Consider the following 24,947-nt stretch of genomic DNA (forward strand, 5'->3'; position numbering starts at 1 on the left):
CGCCCTTCGCTAACGGGCACCGGATTTCATGTTCACCTTCCTCCTCGTCGTTCAGTTCATCATCGCCGCCCTGCTGGTGGGGGTGATCCTCGTTCAGAAGTCGGAGGGTGGCGGTCTCACCTCGGGCGGCAGCCCGGCCGGACTCATGTCGGCACGCGGCGCGGCCGACTTCCTGACCCGCATGACCGCGATCCTGGCGACCGCGTTCATCCTGATGAGCATCGTGCTCGCCTTCCTGGCGGCGACCCGGCACTCGACCAAGATCGACGCCGGCCTGCAGAAGGCACCGGCTGCCGTCGCCCCGCTGACGGTCCCGACCGCGCCTGCGCCCACCGGCAACGACACCGGCGCAACCGGCAACAGCGCGGTTCCGTTCAGCCAGTAAGCATCCGTAGTTCGCCGCGCTTGCGGCGGATTAACCGTAAAATTTGCGCAACCGGCGGATTCTTACGCTTGCCGGTCTGCGCCCTTTGACGTTAGGCGTTTTCTCCCATGGCGCGGTACATCTTCATCACCGGCGGCGTGGTCTCCTCGCTCGGCAAGGGTCTCATGGCAGCGAGCCTCGCGGCGTTGCTCCAGGCCCGTGGCTATCGAGTCCGCATCCGCAAGTTCGATCCCTATCTCAACGTCGATCCCGGCACGATGTCGCCGCACCAGCATGGTGAGGTGTACGTCACCGACGACGGCGCGGAGACCGATCTCGACCTCGGCCATTACGAGCGCTTCACCGGCGTGACCGCGCGCCAGGCCGACAACGTCACCTCAGGCCGGATCTACAAGACGATCATCGAGCGCGAGCGGCGCGGCGACTATCTGGGTGCCACCGTGCAGGTCGTCCCGCACGTGACCGATGCGATCAAGGCGTTCGCGCAGGCCGAGACCGAGGATCTCGATTTTGTGCTGTGCGAGATCGGCGGCACGGTGGGCGACATCGAGTCGCTGCCGTTCATCGAGGCGATTCGCCAGCTCCGCAACGATCTCGGCCGCGGCCAGACCGTCAGCATCCACGTGACGCTCGTGCCGTACATCGCGGCGGCGGGTGAACTGAAGACCAAGCCGACCCAGCACAGCGTGCGCGAGCTCGCCGCGCTCGGCGTCCAGCCTGACGTGCTGGTGTGTCGCGCCGAACGGCCGCTGCCGGCCGGCGAGCGCGCCAAGATTGCCCAGTTCTGCAACGTGCCGACCTCGGCCGTCATCCCCGCGCTCGACGCCAAGAGCATCTATGCGGTGCCCTTGCAGTATCACGGCGAAGGCCTGGACGGCGAAGTGCTCAAGGCGTTCGGCATCGAGCCCGGCCCGTCGCCCGATCTCAGCCGCTGGAGCGGTATCGTCGAGCGGCTGCAGAACCCCGAGGGCGAAGTCACGATCGGCGTCGTCGGCAAGTATATGGGCGTGCCCGATGCCTATAAATCGCTCACCGAGGCGCTGGTCCATGGCGGCATCGCCAACCGCGTGAAGGTCAACATCCGCTGGCTCGACGCCGAGTTGTTCGATCAGGAAGAGGCCGAAGTCGCCGCGATGCTCGAGCCGATGCACGGCATTCTCGTGCCCGGCGGTTTCGGCGAGCGCGGCAGCGAGGGCAAGATCGCCGGCGTGCGCTTCGCCCGCGAGCGGGGTGTGCCGTTCTTCGGCATCTGCCTCGGCATGCAGATGGCGTGCATCGAGGGCGTCCGCGCCCAGGGCATCGCCGATGCCTCGACCACCGAGTTCGGCCCGACCGAGGAGCCGGTGGTCGGCATGATCACCGAATGGATGACCGCCGACGGCCTGCAGAAGCGCGAAGAGGGCGGCGACCTTGGCGGCACGATGCGGCTGGGTGCCTATCCGGCCAAGCTGGGCGGCAACAGCGTCGTCGCATCGGTATACGGCACCGACACGATCAGCGAGCGCCACCGCCACCGCTATGAGGTGAACACCGCCTACAAGCCGGTGCTGGAAGAGGGCGGGCTGGTTTTCTCCGGCATGTCGCCCGACGGCACGCTGCCCGAGATCGTCGAGCGGCCGGACCATCCTTGGTTCGTCGGCGTGCAGTTTCACCCGGAGCTCAAGTCCAAGCCGTTCGAACCGCACCCGCTGTTCGCGGGCTTCATCGCAGCCGCCGTCAAGCACTCGCGGCTCGTCTAGGCGCGTGCTGCGACGCGCCTTCGTCGCCGGGCTGGCGCTGCTGGCGGTGTCCGCAGCGCCGGCACCGCCGCAGCCGCGAGCCGTGCCCGGGCAGGTCCGGGTGCGGCTGGTGACGAGCATGGGCGCGATCACGCTGGCGCTCGACGCCAGGCGCGCGCCCAGGACCGTCGCCAACTTCCTGGCCTATGTCGATGACGGGCGGCTGGAGGGCACGACCTTCTACCGTACCGCGCGGCGCAAGACCGAGCCGACCAAGGGCTTCATCCAGGGCGGCGTCGGCACCGATGCGCGGCGCATGCTCGACCCGCTGCCGCTCGAGCCGACCAGCAAGACGGGCTTGAAGCACCTGAACGGCACCATCTCGATGGCGCACGGGCCGAACCCCAATTCGGCCAACGGCAATTTCTCGATCATGGTCGGCGACAATCCGGGGCTCGACGCGCGCGGCGCGAACCTTGGCTTCGCGGCGTTCGGTCAGGTCGTTGGTGGCATGGAGGTGGTCCAGCGCATCCTGGCACTTCCCAGCGGCGGCGGGCGCGACGTGATGAAGGGGCAGATGATCCTCAAGCCGGTGACGATCGTCCGCGCCGAGCGGCTGGACGGGGTGGCGAAGCCCACCGGGCGGGTGCGGCCGTGGTTGCTGGGGTTGAAGCCGGCGGGGTGAATTCAGGTGGCGAGGCGGGTAAGCCTACGCCGTCGGCGCCAGAGGCGTGCGGATCGGTCTTCCAACAATCTGAACCATGCCCATGTCCGCTTCCGAACCGGGATCAGGTTGTCGGAAACGAGCGCTCGTTGAGCGTTCGCGCGACAGTGTGCTGCGCGGACCTGCGACGAACCGGTCCTGCTATGACTTTACGACGTTCGCGTTTGTTTCCTTGCTTGCATGACGCCTACGGCCAAGGGCGGCGCGCTGCAGACGGCGGAATGTGGGACATTCGGCATGGCGGATCGCGGGGCAGTTCGCGGCGTGGCGCAGCCCATCATGAAGCGCGGTCATCCTTTTGATGGCACGGTCGATCTGATCTGCTTTTGTCGCGAGCACCTTTCGGTCGATGTGGACATCGCCACCAGAGCCAAGCATGTCGCCGATGTCGGTCAGCGATAATCCAGCCTCTGCCCGAGCGCGATCAGCGACAATCGGTCGACCACGCCAGCATCGAACGTGCGTCGCAAGCCTCGCCGGCCCAGGGACTCGATGAGGCCCTTTTCCTCATAGTAGCGCAATGTAGAGGCCGGCACTCCGGTTCGGCGCGAAACTTCGGCAATATCGATCAGAGCCACGCTTGACCTCAAGTTAACTTGAAGTGGCACGGTGCCGCGAATCATCAACGGCATCAAGGAGGAAGCGGTGGAACATCTTCGAGAAGGAGATCTGGCCTGGAAGGACCGGCGGGGAACAGCGTGGGTCGACCTTCAGCCACTGCTCGACCGGATCTTTCTCCCTTTGGAACGGATCCTAACCGAGGCCGCGTTGGCACATTCGCCACGAAGCGTCCTGGACGTCGGCTGTGGCGCGGGCGCCACCACCCTCGCGATGGCCAAGCGGCTGGCGCCACTCGGAAGCTGCACCGGGATCGACATCTCGGAGCCGATGTTGAACCACGCTCGGCGGCGCGCCGCGACAGACGGTGCGGACAACGCGCAATTTCTTGCGGGTGACGCCCAGCGTTTCAGCTTCGCGACCGGATCGTTCGACGCGATTGTATCGCGCTTTGGAGTGATGTTTTTCGACGTACCGGAGGCGGCGCTGGCGAACATCGGCCGCGCGATCAGCCCCGGCGGCACGCTGACCTGCCTCGTATGGCGTAGCTGGGAGGAGAACGACTTCATGACGGCGGCCGAGCGCGCCGTGGGTCCGCTGCTGGGATGGAGTGACCAGCCCGATCCTGATGCACCCGGCCAATTTGCCTGGGCAGATCCCGATCGAATCAACCAGATTCTAAAGGCTTCGGGATGGCGAAGCGTCGAGATCGTTCCGGTGGACATTCCGTGCACGATGGCGAGAACGGATCTTCGCCGGTATGCGCATAGGATGGGGAGGATCGGAATGGTCCTGCCCGATCTCGATAGCGCCAGTCATGACAGCGTTTCGGCAGCGCTGGATGCCGCGTTCGCCAAGTTCGTCACCGACGATACCGCTCAGTTCCAGGCCGCGTGCTGGATGATCAGCGCGCGATCCGCCACGCAGCGGCTATAACCGTCACGCCTGGTCTGGGGGCGAACGCGATCGAGATGTTCCTGCCGCGCGCTCCCAAAAGAAAAGGCGCCCGGGCCGAAGCCCGGGCGCCCCGTCGCGGCGCCAAAGGGGGAGGGGCGCCGCGCACTTGCCAAGCGGGTTAGGCTGCGTTGGCCGTGCGATGGTCGATCGCCGCCGGCTCGCTGCCGGAACCCACCTGGATCTTCTTGGGCTTCATCGCCTCGGGCACTTCGCGCAGCAGTTCGATCGTCAGCAGGCCGTCGGCCAAGTTCGCATTCTCCACCCGCACGAAGTCGGCGAGTTCGAAGCGGCGCTCGAAGCTGCGGTTCGCAATGCCCAGGTGCAGATAATTGCCCTGGTTGTTCTCATTCTCCCCGGCCTTCTTGCCGGCGACCAGCAGCAGGTTCTGCTGCGCGGTGATGTCGATCTCGTCCGCCTTGAAGCCGGCCACCGCAATGGTGATGCGATAGCGGTCCTCGGCAAGTCGCTCGAGGTTGAAGGGGGGATAGTTCTCCGAAGTAGCCTGACGGGCGCTGGCTTCGAGCAAGTCGAACAGCCGATCAAACCCGATGGCGGAACGACGGAAGGGGGTAAAGTCGAACTGACGCATCTTCATATCCTCCTGTGAGCAATTTGAACGTCATGGGTATCGATGCCCGGCATACTGCCGCGACACCGCTACGAGACCCGTTCGGCGCCTCGCCACGCTGATCTGGTGTTGCGCTCTGCTAATTCAAGAGGGGCCAATCCGGGCTAGGCGGCCCTAAACATCTCCTTCCTCGCTAAACCCGACCGATACAGTGGAGATTGCGGCAACGATTTAGGGGAACACAATGAGCCTGCCGCTGATTCCGCTGCTCTTGCTATCCAGCGCGATGCCTGCCGTGCACGATCGCGACGCGCCCGCGCCCGCGCCCGTCGCCGAGGAACCGCAGCAGCAGGACGGCGACATCGTCGTCACCGCCCGGCGCCGCGAGGAGCGGGTGCAGGAGGTGCCGGTCGCCATTTCGGTGCTGAGCGGCGCGACGCTGGCCGAAGCCGGGGCGTTCAACGTCGCGCGCATCCAGCAGTCGCAGCCGGCGCTGCAATTCTATTCGAGCAACCCGCGCAATACCGCCATCAACATCCGCGGCCTCGGCGCGCCGTTCGGCCTCACCAATGACGGGATCGAGCAGGGCGTCGGCTTCTATGTCGACGGCGTCTATATCGGCCGGGTCGGTGCCTCGACCTTCGATTTTGTCGATGTCGAGCGGGTTGAGGTGCTTCGCGGGCCGCAGGGCACGCTGTACGGCAAGAACACCACGGCGGGCGCGATCAACATCACCACGCGCAAGCCGAGCTTCACTCCTGAATTCCGCTTCGAGGCGAGCACCGGCAACTACAACTTCCTCCAGCTCAAGGCCTCCGCCTCGGCGCCCATCGCCGAGGACAAGCTGGCGGTGCGGATCTCGACCTCGGTAACCAACCGCAAGGGCACGATCTACGACACCCGCAGCGACACGAACCTTCACCGGCTCGACAATTACGGGCTCCGCGGCCAGCTGCTGTGGCGCGCGGCGCCGAACCTGGACCTGACGCTGTCGGGCGATTTCAACCTGCAGAACCCGCTGTGCTGTGTGCAATATTATGTCCGCACCGGCACCACCCAGCGGCCGCTCAACCGGCAATATGCCGCGCTTGCGGCGGCGTTCGGCTACGCGCCGCCGAGCACCGATCCGTTCGACCGCCGCACCGATCTCGATGCCGACATCAACTCGCGCCAGGAGATCGGCGGCGCGTCGCTGGTGGCAAACTGGGATCTGGGCGGCGCCACCGTCACCTCGGTCAGCGCCTGGCGCTACTGGGATTGGCAGCCGGCCAACGATCGCGATTTCGTCGGCCTGCCGATCACCACCGTCTCGCAGAACCGGTCGCAGCAGAAACAGGTGACGCAGGAGCTGCGCATCGCCTCCAATGGCAAGAACAGGCTCGACTACACCGCCGGCGTGTTCGTGTTCCACCAGACGATCGACACGCAAGGTTCGCAGGTTCAGGGCCCGGCGGCGAGCCGCTGGCTGCTCAACCCGAGCAGCGCGGCGGCGAACAATCCGGCGACGCTGAACGGGCTTACCTCGAAGAACACGATCGGGTTCGACAACACCAGCTTCGCGGTGTTCGGCAAGCTCAACTGGGAAGTGGTATCGAAGTTGCGGTTCCAGCCCGGGCTGCGGGTGAACTATGACAAGAAGACCGGGTCCTATCTTGCGGTGGTGACCAACGGTGCGGGCAGCACGACGCTCACCGCCGACCAGCGCGGCGTGCTGGCGCCGCAGAACTATTCGGCGCGGTTCAGCGACTGGAACATCTCGGGCGACGCGACGCTTTCCTACGACTTCGCACGCGACGTGCACGGCTATGCGACCTATGCGCGCAGCTTCAAGTCCGGCGGCATCAACCTTTCCGGCCTGCCGCTCGATTTGAACAACAACCCGATCCTGGGGGCCGCCTCGGTCAAGCCGGAGAAGGTCAACCATTTCGAGCTGGGCCTGAAGACGCAGTTCCTCGATCGCCGCGCGACCTTCAACGTTGCGGGCTTCTGGACCGAGGTGAAGGATTATCAGGCGACCGTCACCAACGGCCAGCTGGGGGTGATCCGCGGCTATCTCGCCAACGCCGACAAGGTGCGCGTCCGCGGTGTCGAGTTCGACTCCAACTTCCAGCCGACCGACCGCTTCAAGCTTTACGTCAACGGCGCCTATACCGATGCGAAGTACGTTCGCTTCCGCGACGCGCCATGCCCGCCGGAGCTGTCGGGTGGCACCACCGGCGCAACGCCGAGCGCGCCGGGCACGCCCGGCGGCGTGAGCCCGGCCAATTGCGACATTTCCGGCCAGGTGCTGCCGGGCATCTCCAAATGGGCGCTGGGCTTCGGCGGCGAGGTGAACGTGCCGGTAGCCGAGGGGCAGGTCTATCTCGGCTATGACGGAAGCTGGCGTTCGCGCTTCTCGTCCAATCCGTCGCCTTCGGCCTATACCTGGATCGACGGCTATGCGCTGTCCAACTTCCGGCTCGGCTATCGCAAGGGCAAGGTGAACGCCTTCGCCTGGGTGCGAAACGCGTTCGACAAGCGCTACTTCGAGCTTCTCTCCGTGCAGTCCGGCAATACCGGCCTGATCGTCGGCCAGCCCGGCGATCCGCGCACCTGGGGCTTCACGATCAGCGGTTCCTTCTGATCGTGCACGCACTGACCTCTCGCCATGGCCGGGGGAGGTTGGCGGGCGGGGCAGGGTGACCTGCTCCGCCCGATAGCGTTGGGACGCAAGTACGCGATAAGGTTGTACAGGCGATCGAGCGGCTGGCGGGAAGGCCGAAAACGAAAACGCCCGGACCGTTGCCAGCCCGGGCGCCTGCGTGACGAATGCTCGTCAGCCCCCTTGATAGGATCCCGCTTCATACACTTGCGATTGATCGCAAATGGAGCTGGGAACCTCCCCGAACCGTGGCCTTTTTGCGCCTGCGCTTCGACGGTTTCTTGGTAGAAGCCTGCGCGGGCTTTGTCACCGGTCGACAGGCTGGCGTCAGCAGATTGCGGCAACCCTGTGTCGAATCGGCAACAGAACGCTTCCCACATTGGCTGACTGGCCCTAGAGGATCCCCATGCTACTCTCGCGCTACGAGCGAATGATCGCCCGCCGCTATCTGCTGCCCGGGCGCAGCGAAGCCTTCATCGCCGTCGTCGCCGGCTTCAGCCTGGTCGCCGTCATGCTTGGCGTCGCCGCGCTGATCGTGGTGATGAGCATCATGAACGGCTTTCGCGCCGAACTGTTCGACAAGATCTCCGGGCTGAACGGCCATGCGGTGGTGCAGGGCTATAACGGCCAGCTGCGCGACTGGCGCCGCATCGCGGACGAAGCCAAGGCAATCCCCGGCGTCACTGCGGCCACGCCGCTGATCGAGCAGCCGCTGTTCACGATCTACAATGGCCGGACCGAGTTCTCGCTGGTGCGCGGCATGCGGGTGCGGGACATCGAGGAGAACGCCACGCTGAAGGGCAAGGAAATCCTGGGCTCGTTCAAGAGCCTGAAGCCCGGGAGCGAGCAGGTGGCGATCGGTTCGCGGTTGGCCGAAGCGCTGGGCGCGTCGATCGGTTCGGAAATCTCGATCGTCAATCCGCTCGGCGTGGCGACGCCGTTCGGGACCAATATTCGCATCGTCAAATATCGTGTCGCCGCGATCTTCGAGGTCGGGGTGTATGACTATGACAAGAGCTACATCATCATGCCGATCGAGGACGCGCAGACGTTGCTGCTGATGGGCGACACGGTGGGCATGGTGCGGATTGATACCAGCAAGCCAGATCAGATCGAGCAGATCGTCGGCCCCTTGGCGAGCAAGGTAAGCGACGTGGCCCAGATCACCGACTGGCGGAAAATGAACAGCGAGCTGTTCGAGGCGCTGTCGGTGGATCGCATCGTCTCGTTCACGATCCTGTCGATCATCCTGGTCGTTGCCTCGTTCAACATCATTTCGTCGCTGATCATGCTGGTGCGCGCCAAGACGCGCGACATCGCGGTGCTGCGGACGATGGGGGCGACGCGCGGCGGCCTGATGCGGATCTTCGTCACCGTCGGCACCACCATCGGGGCGCTGGGCGTAGGGGCAGGGGGCGTGCTCGCCTTCTTCTTCATCACCTTCCGCGAGCAGGTGGTATGGGTGATCGGCGCGGTGACCGGGCAGAAGGTGTGGGATCCGCAGATGCGATTCCTCACCGAGCTGCCCGCCAAGACCGATCCGTTCCAGACCTTCGCGATCTGCGCGATGGCGCTGATCTTCACCTTCCTCGCTACCCTCTACCCCGCGTGGAAGGCAGCGAGCACCGATCCTGTCCAGGTGCTGCGCTATGAGTGATCCGGTTCTCCAGACGCGCGACCTGCGCCGCAGCTTCGAACAGGGCGGGGTGCGGATCGACGTGCTGCGCGGCGTCGACCTCGACGTCCAGCCGGGCGAGATCGTTGCGCTGCTCGGGCCTTCGGGCTCGGGCAAGTCGACCCTGCTGCAGGCCGTGGGCCTGCTCGAGGGCGGATTTGAGGGATCGATCCGCATCGTCGGAGAGGAGGCCGCGAAGCTGCCTGCCGGTGGGCGGACCGAGGTGCGCCGCGACAAGCTGGGCTTCGTCTATCAATTCCACCACCTCCTGCCCGATTTCGATGCGACCGAAAATGTCGTGCTGCCGCAGATGATCCGCGGCGGTACCCGTGCCGAGGCGCAGGCGCGGGCGATCGAGCTGCTCACCCTGCTCGGCCTGGGCCATCGGCTGACGCACCGGCCCAACCAGCTTTCGGGCGGCGAACAGCAGCGCGTCGCGGTGGCCCGCGCGCTGGCCAATCGCCCGCCGCTGGTGCTGGCGGACGAGCCTACCGGCAATCTCGACGAGGCGACATCGGACCGGGTGTTCGGCGAATTCCTGAACCTTGTCCGCAACGAAGGTTCGGCGGCGCTGGTCGCGACTCATAATGAACGGCTCGCCAAACGGATGGACCGCGTGGTGCGGCTGCACGAAGGGCGCCTGGAGGAAATGGCATGAGCGAAGCGATCACGCAGATTCCGGTGACGTTGCCGGACGGCACCACCAGCGATCTTTCCAACTTCACCGGCCAGGTGCTGCTGGTGGTCAACACCGCATCCAAGTGCGGCTTCACCCCCCAGTACAAGGAGCTGGAGCAGCTCTGGCGCGCCTATCGCGATCGAGGTTTCGCGGTACTGGCCTTTCCCTGCAACCAGTTCGGCGCGCAGGAACCGGGCAACGCAGAAGAAATCGCGAATTTCTGCTCGCTCACCTACGACGTGACCTTTCCGGTGTTCGCCAAGGTCGACGTCAACGGCGGCAACGCTGCGCCGCTGTTCCAGGCACTGAAGGCGCAGGCACCCGGCGTACTCGGCACCCAGGCGATCAAGTGGAACTTCACCAAGTTCCTGGTGGATCGCGACGGCAAGGTAGTGGAGCGCTACGCCCCGACGACGGCACCGAGCGCCATTGGTGCGGGCATCGAGAAGCTGCTTTAACGCGCAGGAAGCGCGAAAAAGCACGGCCGGGGCGGGAGGTGTGTGGATGCCCCGGCCGCCCGTTCCGTTTACCATATCTACGCATTTGTGCAGGCGTGGATTGGTCCGATCCGGGGGGATTGGTCGGCCGTGCGCAAAAGCTGTGGAGAAGCCTGGCGGCGGGTTGGCAAATCGGCGCGCAAGCTCCTAGGTTCGGGCATGGCGCATTCCGGTTTCGTACCTCTTCGGGTTTTCTCCTGCTACACCATGCTGGAAGGGGCGATCGACCCCAAGGCGATCGCCAAGCACGCCAAGAGCCACGGTTTCCCCGCCATCGCCGTCGCCGATCGCAACGGTCTCTATGCCGCGATGAGCTTTTCGGATGCCGCCAAGAAGGCCGGCGTCCAGCCGATCGTCGGCACGCTGCTGGCGGTCAAGCGCTCGAACCTCGCCGAGGGGCTGAACGTGCCGATCGACTGGCTCGCGCTCTATGCGCAGGACCAGACCGGCTATGAAAATCTCTGCCACCTCGTCTCGCAGGCGCATCTCGATCGCCCGATCGAGGAAGACGCCCATGTGCCGTTTGCGGCGCTCACCGGCCATACCGACGGACTGATCTGCCTCACCGCCGGCGCCGAGGGTGCACTCGCCCGGCTCTATGCCGAGGGGCAGGACAGGACCGCCGAGGCCTATGTCGCCCAGCTGGAGGCGCTGTTTCCGGATCGGCTCTATGTCGAGATCGCCCGGCGCAACAACGAGGTGGAGACCCGCGCCGAGGCAAAGCTGATCGACCTGGCCTACGCCCGCAACCTGCCGCTGGTGGGTACGAACCCGGCCTGCTTCGCCGACGCCGATTTCTACAGCGCGCACGACGCAATGCTGTGCATCGCCAACTCGACCTATCTCGAAACCGACGATCGCCCGCGCTCCTCGCCCGAGGCCTGGCTCAAGCCGGCCGAGACGATGAAGACCGATTTCGCCGATCTGCCCGAGGCGATCGAGAACACGCTCGTCGTGGCGCAGCGCTGCGCCTATGCCGCGCCCAAGCGCAAGCCGATCCTGCCCAGCCTCGCGGGCGACCGCGAGGGCGAAGCGGCGATGCTGCGCGAGCGCAGCTGGCAGGGGCTGAAGGACCGGCTCGATTTCGCCGGCATCACCGATCCATCGGAAGTGGAGGTATATAACCAGCGCCTCCAGTTCGAGCTCGACATCATCATCCAGATGGGGTTCCCGGGCTACTTCCTGATCGTTGCCGACTTCATCCAATGGGCGAAGTCGAACGACATCCCGGTCGGGCCGGGGCGCGGTTCGGGCGCGGGCTCGGCGGTCGCCTGGGCGCTGACCATCACCGATCTCGATCCGCTCAAGCTGGGTCTGCTGTTCGAACGCTTCCTCAATCCGGAACGCGTCTCGATGCCCGACTTCGACATCGACTTCTGCGAAACCCGGCGCGGCGAAGTGATCCGCTACGTCCAGGAGAAATACGGCCGCGATCACGTCGCGCAGATCATCACCTTCGGGACGATGAAGGCGCGCGCCGTGATCAAGGATGTCGGCCGCGTCTTGCAGATGAGCTATGGCCAGGTCGATCGCCTCGCCAAGCAGATCCCCAACCACCCGACCGACCCCTGGACGCTGGAGCGCACGCTGAACGGCGTGAGCGAATTCCTCGCCGAATATAAGGGCAACGAGGATGTGAAGCGTCTCGTCGACCTGTCGATGCGGATGGAAGGCCTGCCGCGCCACAGCTCGACCCACGCCGCCGGCGTGGTGATCGGCGACCGGCCGCTCGCGCAGCTGGTGCCGCTCTATCGCGATCCACGCTCGGACATGCCGGTCACCCAGTTCGACATGAAGAATGTCGAAGGCGCGGGGCTGGTGAAGTTCGACTTTCTCGGTCTCAAGACGCTGTCGGTGCTCAAGAAGGCGGTGGTGCTGCTCGCCAAGCGCGGCGTCGACGTGAATCTCGACCGGCTCGATTGGGACGACGAGGGCGTCTACGCCCTCCTCCAGCGTGGCGACACGGTGGGCGTGTTCCAGCTGGAATCCGAAGGCATGCGCCGCACGCTGACTGCGGTGCGGCCGACCAATTTCGGCGACATCGTCGCGCTCGTGTCGCTCTACCGCCCGGGCCCGATGGACAACATCCCGATGTTCGGCGCGCGAAAGGCCGGGCGCGAGCCGATCGTCTATCCGCACGATCTGCTCGAGCCGATCCTTGGCGAGACCTACGGGATCTTCGTCTACCAGGAACAGGTGATGCAGGCCGCGCAGATCCTCGCCGGCTACACGCTGGGCGGCGCAGACATGCTGCGGCGCGCGATGGGCAAGAAGGTCAAGGCGGAGATGGATGCCCAGCGCAGCATCTTCGTGAAGGGCTGCAAGGAGGTGAACGACATCCCGGCGGCCAAGGCGAACGAGCTGTTCGACTTGATCGACAAGTTCGCCGGCTATGGCTTCAACAAGTCGCACGCGGCTGCCTATGCGCTGCTCGCCTATCAGACGGCGTGGCTGAAGGCGCACCATCCGCACGAGTTCTTCGCCGCTTCGATGGCGTATGACATCCACCAGACCGACAAGCTGGCGGTGTTTGCCGATGACATGCGTCGCCTCGGCATCGAAGCGACGCCGCCGGACATCAACGCCAGCGAGGCTGACTTCACCGTCCAGGCGCATGGCGACGGGCTGGCCGTACGCTATGCGCTCGGTGCGCTGAAGGGCGTGGGCGAGCGGGCGATGGAGCTGCTGGTCGAGGAGCGCGAGAAGAACGGGCGCTTCGCCAGCCTCGACGATTTTGCCAAGCGCGTCGATCCCCGCGTGCTCAACAAGCGCCAGCTCGAAACGCTGGCCTCGGCGGGCGCGTTCGACAGCATCGAGCCCAACCGGGCCGGCGTGCACGCCGCCGCCGAGACGATCCTCGCGGTCGCCCAGCGCGACCATGCCACCCGCATGAGCGGGCAGGGCGGGCTGTTCGGCGATGCCGAACCGGCGGGCGGCGGCATCACGGTGCCCAAGGACGCCGTCTGGTCGATGTCCGACAAGATCAACGCAGAGAAGGATGCCTTCGGCTATTATTTCTCGGCGCATCCGCTCGACCGCTATGAACATCTGTTCCGCGGCCAGGGTGTTCGCGACATCGCGACGCTGCCGGACATGCAGATCCCCGAGGGAGCGCGCGTGAATGCGCAGATCGCCGCCTTGATCGAGGATTGCCGCTACCGCACTTCGGCGCGCGGCAACCGATATCTGATGGCGACGATCTCGGACCGCAGCGCGCAGATCCAGACCTCGTGCTTCGAGGAGCTGATCGCCAAGGATATGGAAGCCTGCGCCGCCGGCACCGGCTGCGCGATCCTGACGCTGGAGCTCGACAAGCGCCCGGGCGAGGATACGCCACGCGCGGCGGTGAAGCGGGTCCAGCCCTTCGATACGCTGGCAGGCACCACCCAGCTGGTGATGGAGATTCGGATCGAGGATCCAACCGTGCCGGCGCAGCTTGCCGCGCTGGTCGGCGAGCTGCGCGGCGGGGGCAGGGGCGAGATCCTGCTGCACGCACCGATCGACGGCGGCGAGGCGACGGTGATGCTGGGCCGCGGCTTCCGGCTGGATACCGAGCTGGCGGCGCAGATCGAGGGCATGCCCGGCGTGAAGGCGGCGTCGCTGATGCCGGCGAGCATGAAGTTGGCAGCAGCCGCCTGAACGCGATCTCGCCGATTTCTTAGCGTTCGCTGCCAACGCCTCTATAATGCACGAGGATCGGAACGGGCGCGTCGTCGCTTTTGCGGCGGCGCGCCTCGGGGGCAACTGCATGGGCCATGTCTTTGCCTGATACAGCCGGATGGCTGTGCCCTTGGTCGCAGCGCTGCTGGAGCTTGCCGGGCTGGTGTGCCGCGGGCTGAGCGATCTCGGCCACGCCGTTGCGATCGCCTGCAACGAAATCCGCGAGCCGGTGCGGGCGATTCTGCTTCGCCGGCGCGAAAAGCAGGATGCGCGCCAGCCCCCTCGACTCCTTTGGATGAAGGCGTATCCTGTGCCAAAACAGCCACGCAATGGAGAGGCATATGCTGGGCGGCATGCAGGATTTCGAGCTTCGGGTATCCACCCTGCTCGATCACGCGGCGCGGGAGCACGGGCCGCGCGAGATCGTCACCCGCTGGGCGGATGGCAGCGAGACAAGAACGAGCTGGGCAGGTGTCGCACAGGATGCGCGGCGGATGGCGCAGGCGCTGGAGCGGCTGGGCATCCGCAGGGGCGACCGGGTGGCGACGCTGGCGATGAACCACAGCCGTCATTTGGTCGCCTGGTACGGCGCCACCGGCATGGGCGCGCTGATCCACACGATCAACCCGCGGCTGTTCGACGACCAGCTCGCCTTTATCGGCAACCATGCCGAGGATCGGGTGCTGCTCTACGACCGGATGTTCGCGCCCGTGGTCGAGCGGCTGAGGCCGCAATGGACCACGATCGAGCATTATATCTGTTTCGACGATCTCGGTCCTGAAGGGTTCGAGGCATGGATCGCTGCCGAGGACGGCGCCTATCAATGGGTGACCGGTGACGAACGCGAGCCGATGATGCTCTGCTATACCAGCGGCACGACCGGCAATCCCAAGGGCGTGGTCTACACCCATCGTTCGACGGTGCTTCATGCGCTGACCGAGCTGCAGCCGGCCGAATTCGATCTCTCCACGCAATCGGTCGCGATGCCGATCGTGCCGATGTTCCATGCGGTCGGCTGGGGGCTGCCCTGGGCCGCGCCGGCGGTGGGCGCGAAGATGGTGTTTTCGGCGGTCAACGATCCCAAGATCCTGTGCGAGCTGATGAACCGCGAGAAGGTCACGCATTCGGCCGGCGTGCCGACTGTGTGGTTCGCCATGTTTCAGCATATCGATGCGACCGGCGAGAGCCCGAAATACCTCAAGATCGTCACCATTGGCGGATCGGCAGCGCCGCGCTCGATGATCGAACGGCTGATGAAGATGGGCATGCGGGTCAACCACGCCTGGGGGATGACCGAAACCAGCCCGATCGGCACGATGGGGGCGCCCTCGCCCGATTGGAACGAACTGAGCTTCGAGGCGCAGGTCGACCAGGTCAGCAAGCAGGGCAAGGTGCCCTACGGCGTCGAACTGCGCACGGTGGACGACGCTGGTGATCTCCTGCCCCGCGACGGCAAGTCTTCGGGCCGGCTGCAGGTTCGCGGACCCTGGGTGGTGTCGCGCTATTATCGCGAGGAGCAGCCCGCCATCGATGCCGACAACTGGTTCGACACGGGCGACGTGGCGGTGCTGCATCCGGATGGAGTGATGCAGATCACCGATCGTGCAAAGGACGTGATCAAGTCCGGCGGCGAGTGGATCAGCTCAGTCGAGCTCGAGAATGCCGCCGTCGGCTGCGAAGGCGTTGCCGAGGCGGCGGCGATCGGCGTCTATCATCCGCGCTGGGAGGAACGGCCGATCCTGCTCGTCGTCCGCAAGCCGGGCAGCGCGGTCAGCGAGGCGGAGATCCTCACCCATCTGGGGCAGCATGTCGCCAAATGGTGGCTGCCCGACGAGATCCACTTCGTCGACAGTCTGCCGCACACCGCTACCGGCAAGCTGCTCAAGATGGAAATCCGCAAGCGCTACAAGGACTATGCGCTGAAGGCCGCGTGAGGCGCGCTGTGCATTCTCTTCGTCACCCCCGCGACGGTGGGGATGAGATCCGGGACCGGGCGGCGTTGTTCCAGTGTCTGGCGCGCCCTCCCCGGTGAGGAGGGCGCCCAGACCTTACTTCCCCGCGATGATCGCGGCGCTCACTTCGCCGGCCTTGGCGTCGCGGAAGCGGGCGCAGGTGCGGATGGTCTCGATCGCCCGATCGAGGCTCAGCGTGCTGCCGCGGGTGGTCGGCCGGAGCTTGGCGTCCACGGCATCGGCCTGCGCGTTCGAGCACAGCGCGCCGAACATCTGCGCCGCGCGCCCCGAGAACACGCCGCCGCCGCCGCCATTCTGGACGAACTCGTCGAAGTGCGTGATCATGAAGTCGCTGGCGAGATCGCGCGTATAGGGCGATTTCAGGAAGCCGGCGACGGTGAACAGCCGCTGGCGGGCATTGATGCGCGGATCCTTGAAGTCGTTGAGGAACCAGCGCGCGACCTCGGCATTGCCCGATCCGGTCACGCCCTGGCCCAGCGCCTGGAACAGCGCCGGCCGATCCTTGGCCTTGGCAGCCAGCTGCTCGACCAGCGGCACGCCCCGCTCGTTGATCGCGATCGCCGCGGCGACACCGCGATAGTCGGGATCGAGCGCCTTGTCGTCGCCTGCCGCGAAGGCATCGAAGGCGCTGATCAGCTTCCCGCGAAGCACCGCGTCATGGCCGGTCACCGCTACCAGATTGACCAGATCCTTGCGCAGCTCGCGCTGGTCGGCTTCCTCCTTGGCATGGGCATCCGCGGCCGGATCGAAGCCGATCTTGGTGAGCATCGGCCCGTACAGATCGACGAACAGCTTGCGGTAGCCGGGGAGCGCCTGCGCGGTGATCAGCCCACGCTTTTCCAGGTCGCGCAGGCGGTGCGCGTTGTCGAAGACGATCTTGGTGGAGCCATGCGTGGCGGTCGCGCGGGTCAGCGCGATCGGGCGCGTCACCGGGCTGCGACCGGCATAGAAGCTCGCCCAGGCGCTGTCGTCGATGGCGAGCAGTTCGGCTGCAGGCAAAGTGGGGGTTGCGGCGATCAGCGCGTCCCAGTCTGCCGGGTCGAGCTCGAAGCGGTAATAGCCCCAGCCGCCGGCGTTCGGCACGATCGCGCCGCTGCCCTTGGCGGAGACGGTCATGCGGGGCTTGTCGAGCAGCGTGCAGCTCTTCGCTTCGCCCTGGCGGAGGCATAGCGGCACCAGCCATTGCTCGGCGGGCAGATTGGCGCCGAAGAAGCCGTAGCGCGACTGGGTGGCGGTGAGCGCACCCCCTTCCCGATGCAAGGTCACCAGCGGCACGCCCTGCTGGTCGACGAAGCTCTTCAGCGAGGCGAGCACCCGCGGATCATGCGCAGCGTCCGCCAGCGATCCGAAGAACTGCTCGGTGCTGGCGTTGCCATAGGCGTGGCGCTTCATGTGCAGCCGCACGCCGTCGCGGAACTGGGTGTCGCCCATATAGGCGGCGATCATCGCGACGACCTGCCCGCCCTTGCCATAGGTGATCTGGTCGAACGCCGCGTCGATATCGCCGTCGTTCGGGATCGGCTGGTGGATCGGCCGGCCGGCGGCGAGCGCGTCGAGGTCCATCGCCTGGAAGCCTTCCTCGATCGCGTTCAGCTCGATGTTCAGGCCGGGTCGCCATTCGTTGCCGATGCGATAGCCCATCCAGTTCGCGAAGCTCTCGTTGAGCCAGATGTCGTCCCACCAGGCGGGCGTGACGAGGTCGCCGAACCACTGGTGCGCCAGTTCGTGCGCCACCACCATGCCGAACGCCTGCTTGCGCTCGCTCGTATCCTTTTCGTCGAGGAACAGGATGCCGTCGCCATAAATGTCGGCGCCGGCATTCTCCATCGCGCCGGGCATGATCGGCGAGCCGATCTGGTCTAGCTTGGGGAAAGGGAAGGGCTGGCCGAAGTAATTCTCGAGCAGCGAAACGATCTTGCCCGATTCCTTCAGCGCGAAGTCCAGCTTGCCGGCATTGGGCTTGGTGCCGACGACGCCCAAGGGCATCGGGGTGCTACGCTGCGGAGTCGGCGGGATCATCGCCGCGGCGGTGGCGAAGGGGCCGGTGACGAGCGCGACCAGATAGGTGGGCAGCGGCTTGGTGGCCGCGAACTGGTGGCGGACCAGATCGCCTGCCTTGCTCGTGCCGCTCTCGGGTGCGTTGCTCACCGCGGCGAAGCCGGGCCTGGTGGTGATCGAAACGGTGAACGGCGTCTTGTAGCCGGGCTGGTCGAACGACGGGAAGGCAGCGCGCGCCTCGATCGATTCGAACTGGGTCCAGCTGTACCAGGCGTCCTCGACCTTCACATGGTAGAGCCCCTGCGTGCCGCTGCCGAACGCGGCGTCATAATCGAACACCAGCGTCACGCGACCGGCGGGCAGCGTCTTGCCGAAATCAAGCTGGGCCAGGCCGGTGGGGCTCTTCTGGGTGAAGGTGGCGGCGACGGCCTTGCCACCCGCGCGCGCCACGGCCTTGGCGACATGGAGGTCGCGGCCGTGCATCCAGATGCTGCGCGCAGGTGCCTTCAGCTCGACGTCGATTTCCGTATGCCCATTGAATCGGTCCTTCTCGGGCAGGATGGTGAAATCCAGGCGATAGGCGATCGGCGTGGCGGCATCGGAGAGCTTGCCGGTGGGCTGTGCGGGTGTCTGGGCGAGGGCAGCGACTGGCAGCAACAGGGCAGAGGAAGCGAAAAGAAGCGCGCGCATCGAGGTTCCTTGATGGAGGATACGGGATGCTTAGGTCGCCTGCTGCCTTGCTGCAATAGCACACCAGGCGCCAGCCGGTGCTTGCTCTTGGGCACGGGCGCGGTCAGGGTGGCGCCCACAAGAAGGCGGGGAGGATCGGATGGTGCGAGGCATGCTGCGCTGGGTTGCGGTGGGGCTGCTGGCAACGGCAACCGCGCAGGCGACGCCCGGCGGCCGTTGGACGACAGCCTGGTGGACGTCGCAGCTCGCGCTCGAGGGCACGAACGCGCTGCCGGCGGCCGAGCTGACCGACGCCACGCTGCGCCAGGTGGTGCGGCTGCAGGGGGCGGCCACGCAGTTGCGGGTGCGCTTCTCCAACCGTTTCGGAACCACGCCGCTCGTCCTCGACGGCGCCACCATCGCCCGGGCAGTCGATGCCGCCAGTGCACGGATCGACCCTGGAACGCTTCGTCCGCTGCGCTTCGGCGGCGCCACGCTCGTGACGATCCCGGCGGGCGCCGATTACTGGAGCGACCCGGTGGAGCTGCGGGCGGCGCCGGGCACGGACCTCGCCATCTCCCTCCATCTCGCCCAGCCACCCGCGCAGCAGACCGGGCACCCGGGCTCGCGCGCGACCTCCTATCTGGTGCACGGCGACCATGGCAGCGATGCCGACCTGCCCGGCGCCAAGACGGTGGATCACTGGTTCCAGATCGCGGGAATCGAGGCGGTTGCACCCAAGGCGCGTGCAATCGTCGCGTTCGGGGACTCGATTACCGACGGCTATGGGGTGAAGGCCAACACCAACGCCCGCTGGACCGATGCGCTCCAGCGGCGGCTGCGCGCTGCGCCCGGCATGGGCGGGGTGGCGGTGCTCAACGCCGGGATCAGCGGCAACCGGCTCCTCAATGACGGGCTGGGCCCGAACGCCTTGGCGCGGTTCGATCATGATGTGATCGGGCAGCCGGGAGTGACGCACCTGATCGTGCTCGAGGGTGTCAACGATCTCGGCACACTCACACGCGACGCCCCGGTGTCGCCCGAGGCGCATGCCGTGCTGGTGGCGCGGATGATCGATGCCTATCGCCAGATTGTCACCCGGGCGCATGCCCGCGGCATCAAAGTCATCGGCGCGACGATCCTACCCTATGCGGGTTCGGCCTATTACCATCCGGACGCGCAGAACGAAGCCGATCGCCAGGCGGTGAACCGCTGGATCCGCACGCCCGGCAATTTCGACGCCGTGGCGGACCTGGACGCAGCGATGCGCGATCCGACGGACCCGAAGCGGCTGCGCAAGGACTATGACAGCGGCGACGGGCTGCATCCTTCGGTGATGGGCTATGCGGCGATGGCCGAGGCGGTGCCGCTGGCGTCGTTGCGTTAGAATAGCTCGCCCTGCGGCCCCGCGGGTGGGCGGAACAGATCGGTGCGCAGCCGCATCCGTTCCCCGTCTAGCCCGTACCGAGTCACCGCGCGGCTGAAGCGGGTGCGAAGCAGTTCGGCCCAGGGCCCCTGGCCGCGCATGCGGGTGAAGAAGCCGGGATCGTTGTCCTTGCCGCCCCGGATCGACTGGATCGTCGCCATCACCTTGGCCGCGCGATCGGGGAAATGCGCATCGAGCCAGGCGCGGAACAGCGGCGCAACTTCCCAGGGCAGTCGCACCGGCAGGAAGAAGGCGCCGCGTGCCCCCGCCTCGGCGGCGCGCTCGAGAATATGCTCCATCTCGTGATCGGTGACGTGCGGGATCACCGGCGACATCGAGACGAACACCGGCACGCCCGCATCGGTGAGGGTGCGGATCGCGGCCAGTCGGCGTTCGGGATGCGGGGCGCGGGGTTCCACCGTCATCGCGATCTTCGGGTCGAGCGAGGTGACCGACAGCATCACCGCCGCCAAGCCCTGTGCCGCCATCGGGGCGAGCAGGTCGAGATCCTTGACCACGCGGTTCGACTTGGTGGTGATCGTTACCGGATGCCGACACTCGGCGAGCAATTCGAGGCAGCTACGGGTGATCCGCCAGGTCGATTCGATCGGCTGATAGGGATCGGTGTTGGTGCCGAAGGCGATCGGCGTGCACACATAGGCCCGCTTGCCGAGTTCAGCGCGCAGCAGCGCGGGCGCACTGGGCTTGGCGAACAGCTTGCTCTCGAAATCAAGGCCGGGGGAGAGGTCGAGATAGGCATGGCTCGGCCGCGCGAAGCAGTAGATGCAGCCATGCTCGCAGCCGCGATAGGGGTTCACCGATTGCTCGAAGCTGATGTCCGGCGACTGGTTGCGGCTGATGATCGTGCGCGGGGTTTCCACCGTCACCGTGGTGCGCAGCGGCGGCGGGGCGCCGTCGATCGCTTCCTGCGCATCGAGCCAATCACCGTCCGCCTCGCGAGCGGGGAGGTTGAAGCGCGCGCTCGCATCGTTGAACGTGGCGCCGCGAACAGGGCGACTCTTTGCCATTGCGCGATGCTAATGACAACGATAGAACGAAGCAAGAACATTGGGGGCACGGCGATGGCGCGACTGAACTATCTTGAATTGCCCGCGGGCGACGTGGGGACGCTCAAGGCGTTTTATGGGCAGGTGTTCGACTGGCAGTTCACCGATTTCGGGCCGAGCTATGCCGCGACGATGAGCGGGGACACCGGTGTCGGGATCGACGGCGATGCGCAGGGGCGCACGGCGCTGTTGCCGGTGATCGCGGTCGACGATCTGGAGGCGACGCTGGCGGCGGTGGAAGCGGCGGGCGGGACGGTGACGGTGCCGATCTTCAGCTTTCCCGGCGGGCGGCGGTTTCACTTTCGCGATCCGCAGGGGCATGAACTCGCGGCCTGGGTGATGGAGGGCTGACGTTGCCCTTTTTCAAAGTGGCTCAACGCCATAGCGTGCCCCTGCGAAAGCAGGGGCTCAGGGTAGGATAGTACGTCGCTCGTGGCCCTGGGCCCCTGCTTCCGCAGGGGCGCGGCTGAACGGGAAGTGCGCGGAGCTTACCGCTCCTGCAGCCGCCCCATCAGCTCGACGAAGTTGCAGGGCTTGTGGCGGATGTCGAGCTGGCTGGCGAGGATGCCGTCCCACGCGTCGGTAACCGCGCCGGTCGAGCCCGGCAGCGCGAAGATATAGGTGCCGCGGGCCACGCCGGCGGTGGCGCGGGACTGGATCGTCGAGGTGCCGATCTTGGCGTAGCTCAGCCAGCGGAACAGCTCGCCGAAGCCGGGGATTTCCTTGTCCCACACGCGGGCGAGCGCCTCGGGCGTGACGTCGCGGCCGGTCACGCCGGTGCCGCCGGTGGCGAGGATCACCTCGACGCCCGGCGCCGCGACCCACGCCTCGAACTGCGCCGCAATCGCGTCGACATCGTCGCGCAGGATCATGCGGTCGGTGAGGAGGTGTCCCGCCTCCGTCAGCCGCTCGACCAGCCGGTCCCCCGAGCGATCATCGGCCAGCGTGCGGGTGTCGGAAACGGTGAGGACGGCAATGCGGACGGGGCGGAAGGCGATGCTCTCGTCAATTGCCACGCGCAACCTCGCTCGGCAGGGTGGCGGCGCTGATCGTCACGCTGGTACCGGTGCCCGGCAGCTGCAACTGCTGCTGAAGGGGCGAGGGCGCCGCGGGCAGCACCGGCTGCGGCGCCGGGAAGGTCAGCGGCGGCGCGCGCCGGGTGCTGAGCTTCACCGCCTTGGCGCCGGCCATGCCGGGGAAGCGCGGCCACATGCCGCCCGCAAGTGCCACGCGGCTGGGTGAGGGCTTGCCGTCGTGCAGCTCGTACATCCAGTAGTTGCGCAGCACCGTCATCACATAGCCGCGCGTCTCCCAGTACGGGATGCTCTCGATGTAGAGCAGCGGGTCCCCGCCATCGCGCGAGGCCTGGTTCCAGGCGTCGACCGGGCTGGGGCCGGCATTATAGGCGGCGATCACTTTCGGCAGCAGGCCTTGCGTTAGCGGCATGTCACGCAGCTGCTCGAGATAGGACTGGCCGATTTCCATGTTGACCGACGGCTTGGTGAGGTCGCTGGCGGCATAGGTCACGCCCCGCCTGCGGCCCACGTCGATGGCGGCGCCGGTCTTCACCTGCATCAACCCCATTGCGCCCGCCGCGCTGCGGACTTCGGCATTGAAGCGCGATTCCTGCAGCGTGTGTGCGAACACCAGCGAGCGATCTACCCGCCAGCCGCCGTCCGGCGACCAGTTCGGCACCGGATAGCGCGCCTCCACGATCGGCTTTGCGCCGGCCGGGCCGTTATGCGCCAGCCACAGCTCGGTCTGCGGCAAGCTTAGCTGTGCAGCGAGGCGCGTGAGCGCCCCGTGATCGTCGGGCGTGCAGAATTTGGCCTGGTGGCGCAGCACCTGGTCGGCAAGTGACGTCTCGCCAATCTCGTTCAGCGCCGCGGCGACGCGGATGTTGGGGCGCCGCTCGAGCGCGCTCCAGTCCTTGCTGACGAAGCGATCGCCTTCGAGCCGCTTTTCCTCGAGACCAAGGCTGGAGCGGGCGAGCAGGCCGTAAAAAGTCTCGCCATATTGGCTGGCGGCGCGCAGCTTGGCGGCGACACGGTCCGGGCGACCGCACGCCATTTCGGCGCGCGAGCCCCAGAACAGGCCTGCCGAGCGCAGTTCGGTGTCGCTGGCGCGGGTGGCGACACGTTCGAACGCCACAGTGGCGCCGGCGCAATCCTGCTGGCGCCATGCGGCCAGACCATCGGCCCAGTCGGCCTGCGCCGCCCATTCGCCCATTCCCTGCTCGGCCTTGGCTGCCATGCGGCGGGCATTGGCGTCGTCGCCGGCAACATAGTAGATCCAGGCGACCTTCTGCTGCCACTCGGTCAGCGCCTCGGGCGTCAGGTCGCCCGCGAAGCGCGCGACCACCGCCTCGGCGGCAGGGCCGTTGTCGGCCTTCACATAGGGCGACATCAGAATCGCGACTTCGGTCGCGGCATTGTCGCTGCGAACCGAGCGCGCGCGCTTGCGGATCGGCGCGCCGTCAAACCAGATCAGCCGCTGGGCAACCGGCAGCGAGGGCAGGTCGTTGACGCCGCGCGTCTTGGCCAGCCGCACAAGCTGCTCTGCCTGGGGCAGCTCGGGCGCCTCGGTGATCAGCGCGACCAGCTGGTCTGCCTCGACGCGGGGAGAGCCCTTGGCCGTGTAGAGCTGCGCGCGGGCAATCGCGTGGAGCGGGCCCGGCTTCATCGAATCGAGCTTGATCTGCGCGTCTGCCCAGCGGCCGGCACGGATCGCATCGAAAACGAAGCGGTAGTCGGCGCGCTGATCGGCATCGAGCTGCGGCGGGATGCCTTCGCCGGCGCGCTTGGACGCAGCCGGCGCAGGCGCGTCCTCGTCGATGACCGCGGGGCTGGTGTCGTCGGGCAACGCGGCCAGGGCCGGCGTGGCGATCGGCGCCGTCATCAGCGTGGCGGCAAGCAGGATGCGCAAGGTCAAAGGCTCGGTCCCCGGCTCAGCAGCAACAGATGTTTCCAGGTTTCGCTCTTGGCGGCCGGGCGCTCGATCAGCGAGCGCGGATGGTAGGTCGCCACCACCTGGGTATTGGTCTCGTAGCGGTTAACGTCGTGCAAACGAAGTTCCGGAGGCCAGGCTTCCGCCCCAACAACCGCACGGGTCGCCGCATGGCCGAGCAGCAGCAGCTTTTTCGGCTGCACGAGTGACAGGAATCGCGTGGCGAGTTCCACCAGACGAGGCGCCGCATCCGCCGGCACCTGGCCGGTGAGCGGCCGCGCGAAGCAAAGCGGCACCAGCTGCACCGATTCGCGCGACAGGCCCACCGCGGCCAGCATCCGGTCGAGCAGGGCGCCTGCAGGGCCGCTCCACAAGGTGTCGGTGTCTTCCGGCTCGGGCATGTCGACAAAAATCGTCCATGCGGAGTCCGCCACGATCGTGGGGGGAATGACCGGGGTATGCCAACCAGCCTCGGGGGCTGCTTCGCCGGTGCGCCAGGCGATCAGCTCCGGCAGCGTTTGCGGCACCGCCGGGGGAACGGCCGCTACGGCAGGCTCGGGCTGCGGCTCGGCGCGAAGAGGGGCGGGTTTGGCGAACCAGTCGCGGACCTCGCCCTCCACAAGCATGTCGACCCCGGCGGAATCCCACCATTCGAGCACGCTCGCGAGTGACTTGTGCCAGCTATTGTCTGGTTCTACCCCCATACCCATTCTTTGAATCCCGGTTGACGGCGAGGTCAATCTGGCTTCATCGCCGGATAGACAGAACGTTGCGCGCGCGCGACGACAGGTGGCCGCGAGGGCCGT

General features: G+C 66.4%; 21 protein-coding genes. 13 read left to right on the plus strand and 8 right to left on the minus strand.

Annotated elements, in window-relative coordinates; all coding sequences use genetic code 11:
- The first annotated feature begins 28 nt into the window (after nt 1-28).
- The 4 genes from secG to V7E00_RS06570 all read left to right on the plus strand — a co-directional run bounded on the left by secG (nt 29) and on the right by V7E00_RS06570 (nt 3,229).
- On the plus strand, nt 29-385 hold the full coding sequence (gene secG / locus V7E00_RS06555) for a preprotein translocase subunit SecG (protein ID WP_333571842.1): 357 nt from the start codon (nt 29-31) through the stop codon (nt 383-385).
- Nucleotides 386-492: 107 nt separating this feature from the next.
- The gene (locus V7E00_RS06560; RefSeq protein ID WP_333571843.1) at nt 493-2,124 is read left to right on the plus strand and encodes a CTP synthase; all 1,632 of its coding nucleotides are present in this window, start codon (nt 493-495) and stop codon (nt 2,122-2,124) included.
- 4 nt (nt 2,125-2,128) lie between these two features.
- A complete protein-coding gene (locus tag V7E00_RS06565; RefSeq protein ID WP_333571844.1) occupies nt 2,129-2,788 on the plus strand; it encodes a peptidylprolyl isomerase in 660 nt (219 codons plus the stop codon).
- Nucleotides 2,789-3,007: 219 nt separating this feature from the next.
- Entirely contained in the window at nt 3,008-3,229 is a 222-nt protein-coding gene (locus tag V7E00_RS06570) for a hypothetical protein (RefSeq protein WP_333571845.1), read from the plus strand.
- Here V7E00_RS06570 and V7E00_RS06575 read toward each other — a convergent pair.
- Nucleotides 3,220-3,405: a MerR family DNA-binding transcriptional regulator gene (locus tag V7E00_RS06575; protein ID WP_333571846.1), complete on the minus strand. Its 186-nt coding sequence runs from the start codon at nt 3,403-3,405 to the stop codon at nt 3,220-3,222. The two genes, V7E00_RS06570 and V7E00_RS06575, sit on opposite strands and share 10 nt — an antisense overlap.
- A gap of 31 nt (nt 3,406-3,436) precedes the next feature.
- Here V7E00_RS06575 and V7E00_RS06580 point away from each other — a divergent pair, with 31 nt between their 5' ends.
- Entirely contained in the window at nt 3,437-4,321 is an 885-nt protein-coding gene (locus V7E00_RS06580) for a class I SAM-dependent methyltransferase (RefSeq protein ID WP_333571847.1), read from the plus strand.
- A 139-nt stretch (nt 4,322-4,460) separates the two neighbouring features.
- Here V7E00_RS06580 and V7E00_RS06585 read toward each other — a convergent pair whose 3' ends face one another.
- Nucleotides 4,461-4,931: an Hsp20 family protein gene (locus tag V7E00_RS06585; RefSeq protein ID WP_333571848.1), complete on the minus strand. Its 471-nt coding sequence runs from the start codon at nt 4,929-4,931 to the stop codon at nt 4,461-4,463.
- Nucleotides 4,932-5,154: 223 nt separating this feature from the next.
- On the opposite strand from V7E00_RS06585, the gene V7E00_RS06590 reads away from it, so the two are divergent.
- The 5 genes from V7E00_RS06590 to dnaE all read left to right on the plus strand — a co-directional run bounded on the left by V7E00_RS06590 (nt 5,155) and on the right by dnaE (nt 14,041).
- On the plus strand, nt 5,155-7,533 hold the full coding sequence (locus tag V7E00_RS06590; RefSeq protein WP_333571849.1) for a TonB-dependent receptor: 2,379 nt from the start codon (nt 5,155-5,157) through the stop codon (nt 7,531-7,533).
- Between the two features lie 424 nt (nt 7,534-7,957).
- Complete coding sequence (locus V7E00_RS06595; RefSeq protein WP_333571850.1) at nt 7,958-9,208, plus strand: lipoprotein-releasing ABC transporter permease subunit; 1,251 nt, start codon at nt 7,958-7,960, stop codon at nt 9,206-9,208.
- Entirely contained in the window at nt 9,201-9,884 is a 684-nt protein-coding gene (locus V7E00_RS06600; protein ID WP_333571851.1) for an ABC transporter ATP-binding protein, read from the plus strand. Before V7E00_RS06595 ends, V7E00_RS06600 begins: the two co-directional genes overlap by 8 nt.
- The gene (locus V7E00_RS06605; protein ID WP_333571852.1) at nt 9,881-10,363 is read left to right on the plus strand and encodes a glutathione peroxidase; all 483 of its coding nucleotides are present in this window, start codon (nt 9,881-9,883) and stop codon (nt 10,361-10,363) included. Before V7E00_RS06600 ends, V7E00_RS06605 begins: the two co-directional genes overlap by 4 nt.
- A gap of 198 nt (nt 10,364-10,561) precedes the next feature.
- On the plus strand, nt 10,562-14,041 hold the full coding sequence (gene dnaE, locus V7E00_RS06610) for a DNA polymerase III subunit alpha (RefSeq protein WP_333571853.1): 3,480 nt from the start codon (nt 10,562-10,564) through the stop codon (nt 14,039-14,041).
- Between the two features lie 19 nt (nt 14,042-14,060).
- On the opposite strand, the gene V7E00_RS06615 is transcribed toward dnaE, so the two are convergent.
- On the minus strand, nt 14,061-14,417 hold the full coding sequence (locus V7E00_RS06615; RefSeq protein WP_333571854.1) for a hypothetical protein: 357 nt from the start codon (nt 14,415-14,417) through the stop codon (nt 14,061-14,063).
- Here V7E00_RS06615 and V7E00_RS06620 point away from each other — a divergent pair.
- Nucleotides 14,404-15,996 (plus strand): long-chain fatty acid--CoA ligase, encoded by a 1,593-nt coding sequence (locus tag V7E00_RS06620; protein WP_333571855.1) that lies wholly within the window; start codon nt 14,404-14,406, stop codon nt 15,994-15,996. The genes V7E00_RS06615 and V7E00_RS06620 overlap by 14 nt on opposite strands.
- A gap of 114 nt (nt 15,997-16,110) precedes the next feature.
- On the opposite strand, the gene V7E00_RS06625 is transcribed toward V7E00_RS06620, so the two are convergent.
- Nucleotides 16,111-18,723, minus strand: a complete 2,613-nt coding sequence (locus V7E00_RS06625; RefSeq protein ID WP_333571856.1) for a M1 family metallopeptidase — start codon at nt 18,721-18,723, stop codon at nt 16,111-16,113.
- Between the two features lie 151 nt (nt 18,724-18,874).
- Here V7E00_RS06625 and V7E00_RS06630 point away from each other — a divergent pair, with 151 nt between their 5' ends.
- Entirely contained in the window at nt 18,875-20,089 is a 1,215-nt protein-coding gene (locus tag V7E00_RS06630) for an SGNH/GDSL hydrolase family protein (RefSeq protein WP_333571857.1), read from the plus strand.
- On the opposite strand, the gene V7E00_RS06635 is transcribed toward V7E00_RS06630, so the two are convergent.
- Nucleotides 20,086-21,156 (minus strand): PA0069 family radical SAM protein, encoded by a 1,071-nt coding sequence (locus V7E00_RS06635; RefSeq protein ID WP_333571858.1) that lies wholly within the window; start codon nt 21,154-21,156, stop codon nt 20,086-20,088. The genes V7E00_RS06630 and V7E00_RS06635 overlap by 4 nt on opposite strands.
- A 54-nt stretch (nt 21,157-21,210) precedes the next feature.
- On the opposite strand from V7E00_RS06635, the gene V7E00_RS06640 reads away from it, so the two are divergent.
- Complete coding sequence (locus V7E00_RS06640; protein ID WP_333571859.1) at nt 21,211-21,546, plus strand: VOC family protein; 336 nt, start codon at nt 21,211-21,213, stop codon at nt 21,544-21,546.
- A gap of 137 nt (nt 21,547-21,683) precedes the next feature.
- Here the strand turns inward: V7E00_RS06640 and moaB are convergent, their stop codons facing one another.
- Genes moaB through V7E00_RS06655 form a run of 3 tightly spaced genes read right to left on the minus strand, consistent with a single transcriptional unit; the run spans nt 21,684 to nt 24,800 of the window.
- Nucleotides 21,684-22,211, minus strand: a complete 528-nt coding sequence (gene moaB, locus V7E00_RS06645; RefSeq protein WP_333571860.1) for a molybdenum cofactor biosynthesis protein B — start codon at nt 22,209-22,211, stop codon at nt 21,684-21,686.
- A complete protein-coding gene (locus V7E00_RS06650) occupies nt 22,201-24,126 on the minus strand; it encodes a lytic transglycosylase domain-containing protein (protein WP_333571861.1) in 1,926 nt (641 codons plus the stop codon). Before V7E00_RS06650 ends, moaB begins: the two co-directional genes overlap by 11 nt.
- Nucleotides 24,123-24,800, minus strand: a complete 678-nt coding sequence (locus V7E00_RS06655; RefSeq protein WP_333571862.1) for a uracil-DNA glycosylase family protein — start codon at nt 24,798-24,800, stop codon at nt 24,123-24,125. The genes V7E00_RS06650 and V7E00_RS06655 overlap by 4 nt, the downstream gene beginning before the upstream one ends.
- Nucleotides 24,801-24,947: the final 147 nt, after the last annotated feature.

The sequence above is a fragment of the Sphingomonas sp. genome (assembly GCF_036731925.1).
In the GTDB taxonomy this organism is placed as follows: domain Bacteria; phylum Pseudomonadota; class Alphaproteobacteria; order Sphingomonadales; family Sphingomonadaceae; genus Sphingomonas.

What these genes read in the sequence shown, in the direction of transcription:
- secG (WP_333571842.1), top strand. Translation starts at nt 29, where the DNA reads ATGTTCACCTTCCTCCTCGTCGTTCAGTTCATCATCGCCGCCCTGCTG.
- V7E00_RS06560 (WP_333571843.1), top strand. Translation starts at nt 493, where the DNA reads ATGGCGCGGTACATCTTCATCACCGGCGGCGTGGTCTCCTCGCTCGGC.
- V7E00_RS06570 (WP_333571845.1), top strand. Translation starts at nt 3,008, where the DNA reads ATGACGCCTACGGCCAAGGGCGGCGCGCTGCAGACGGCGGAATGTGGG.
- V7E00_RS06585 (WP_333571848.1), bottom strand. Translation starts at nt 4,931, where the DNA reads ATGCGTCAGTTCGACTTTACCCCCTTCCGTCGTTCCGCCATCGGGTTT.
- V7E00_RS06590 (WP_333571849.1), top strand. Translation starts at nt 5,155, where the DNA reads ATGAGCCTGCCGCTGATTCCGCTGCTCTTGCTATCCAGCGCGATGCCT.
- V7E00_RS06595 (WP_333571850.1), top strand. Translation starts at nt 7,958, where the DNA reads ATGCTACTCTCGCGCTACGAGCGAATGATCGCCCGCCGCTATCTGCTG.
- V7E00_RS06600 (WP_333571851.1), top strand. Translation starts at nt 9,201, where the DNA reads ATGAGTGATCCGGTTCTCCAGACGCGCGACCTGCGCCGCAGCTTCGAA.
- V7E00_RS06605 (WP_333571852.1), top strand. Translation starts at nt 9,881, where the DNA reads ATGAGCGAAGCGATCACGCAGATTCCGGTGACGTTGCCGGACGGCACC.
- dnaE (WP_333571853.1), top strand. Translation starts at nt 10,562, where the DNA reads ATGGCGCATTCCGGTTTCGTACCTCTTCGGGTTTTCTCCTGCTACACC.
- V7E00_RS06620 (WP_333571855.1), top strand. Translation starts at nt 14,404, where the DNA reads ATGCTGGGCGGCATGCAGGATTTCGAGCTTCGGGTATCCACCCTGCTC.
- V7E00_RS06615 (WP_333571854.1), bottom strand. Translation starts at nt 14,417, where the DNA reads ATGCCGCCCAGCATATGCCTCTCCATTGCGTGGCTGTTTTGGCACAGG.
- V7E00_RS06625 (WP_333571856.1), bottom strand. Translation starts at nt 18,723, where the DNA reads ATGCGCGCGCTTCTTTTCGCTTCCTCTGCCCTGTTGCTGCCAGTCGCT.
- V7E00_RS06630 (WP_333571857.1), top strand. Translation starts at nt 18,875, where the DNA reads ATGCTGCGCTGGGTTGCGGTGGGGCTGCTGGCAACGGCAACCGCGCAG.
- V7E00_RS06635 (WP_333571858.1), bottom strand. Translation starts at nt 21,156, where the DNA reads ATGGCAAAGAGTCGCCCTGTTCGCGGCGCCACGTTCAACGATGCGAGC.
- V7E00_RS06640 (WP_333571859.1), top strand. Translation starts at nt 21,211, where the DNA reads ATGGCGCGACTGAACTATCTTGAATTGCCCGCGGGCGACGTGGGGACG.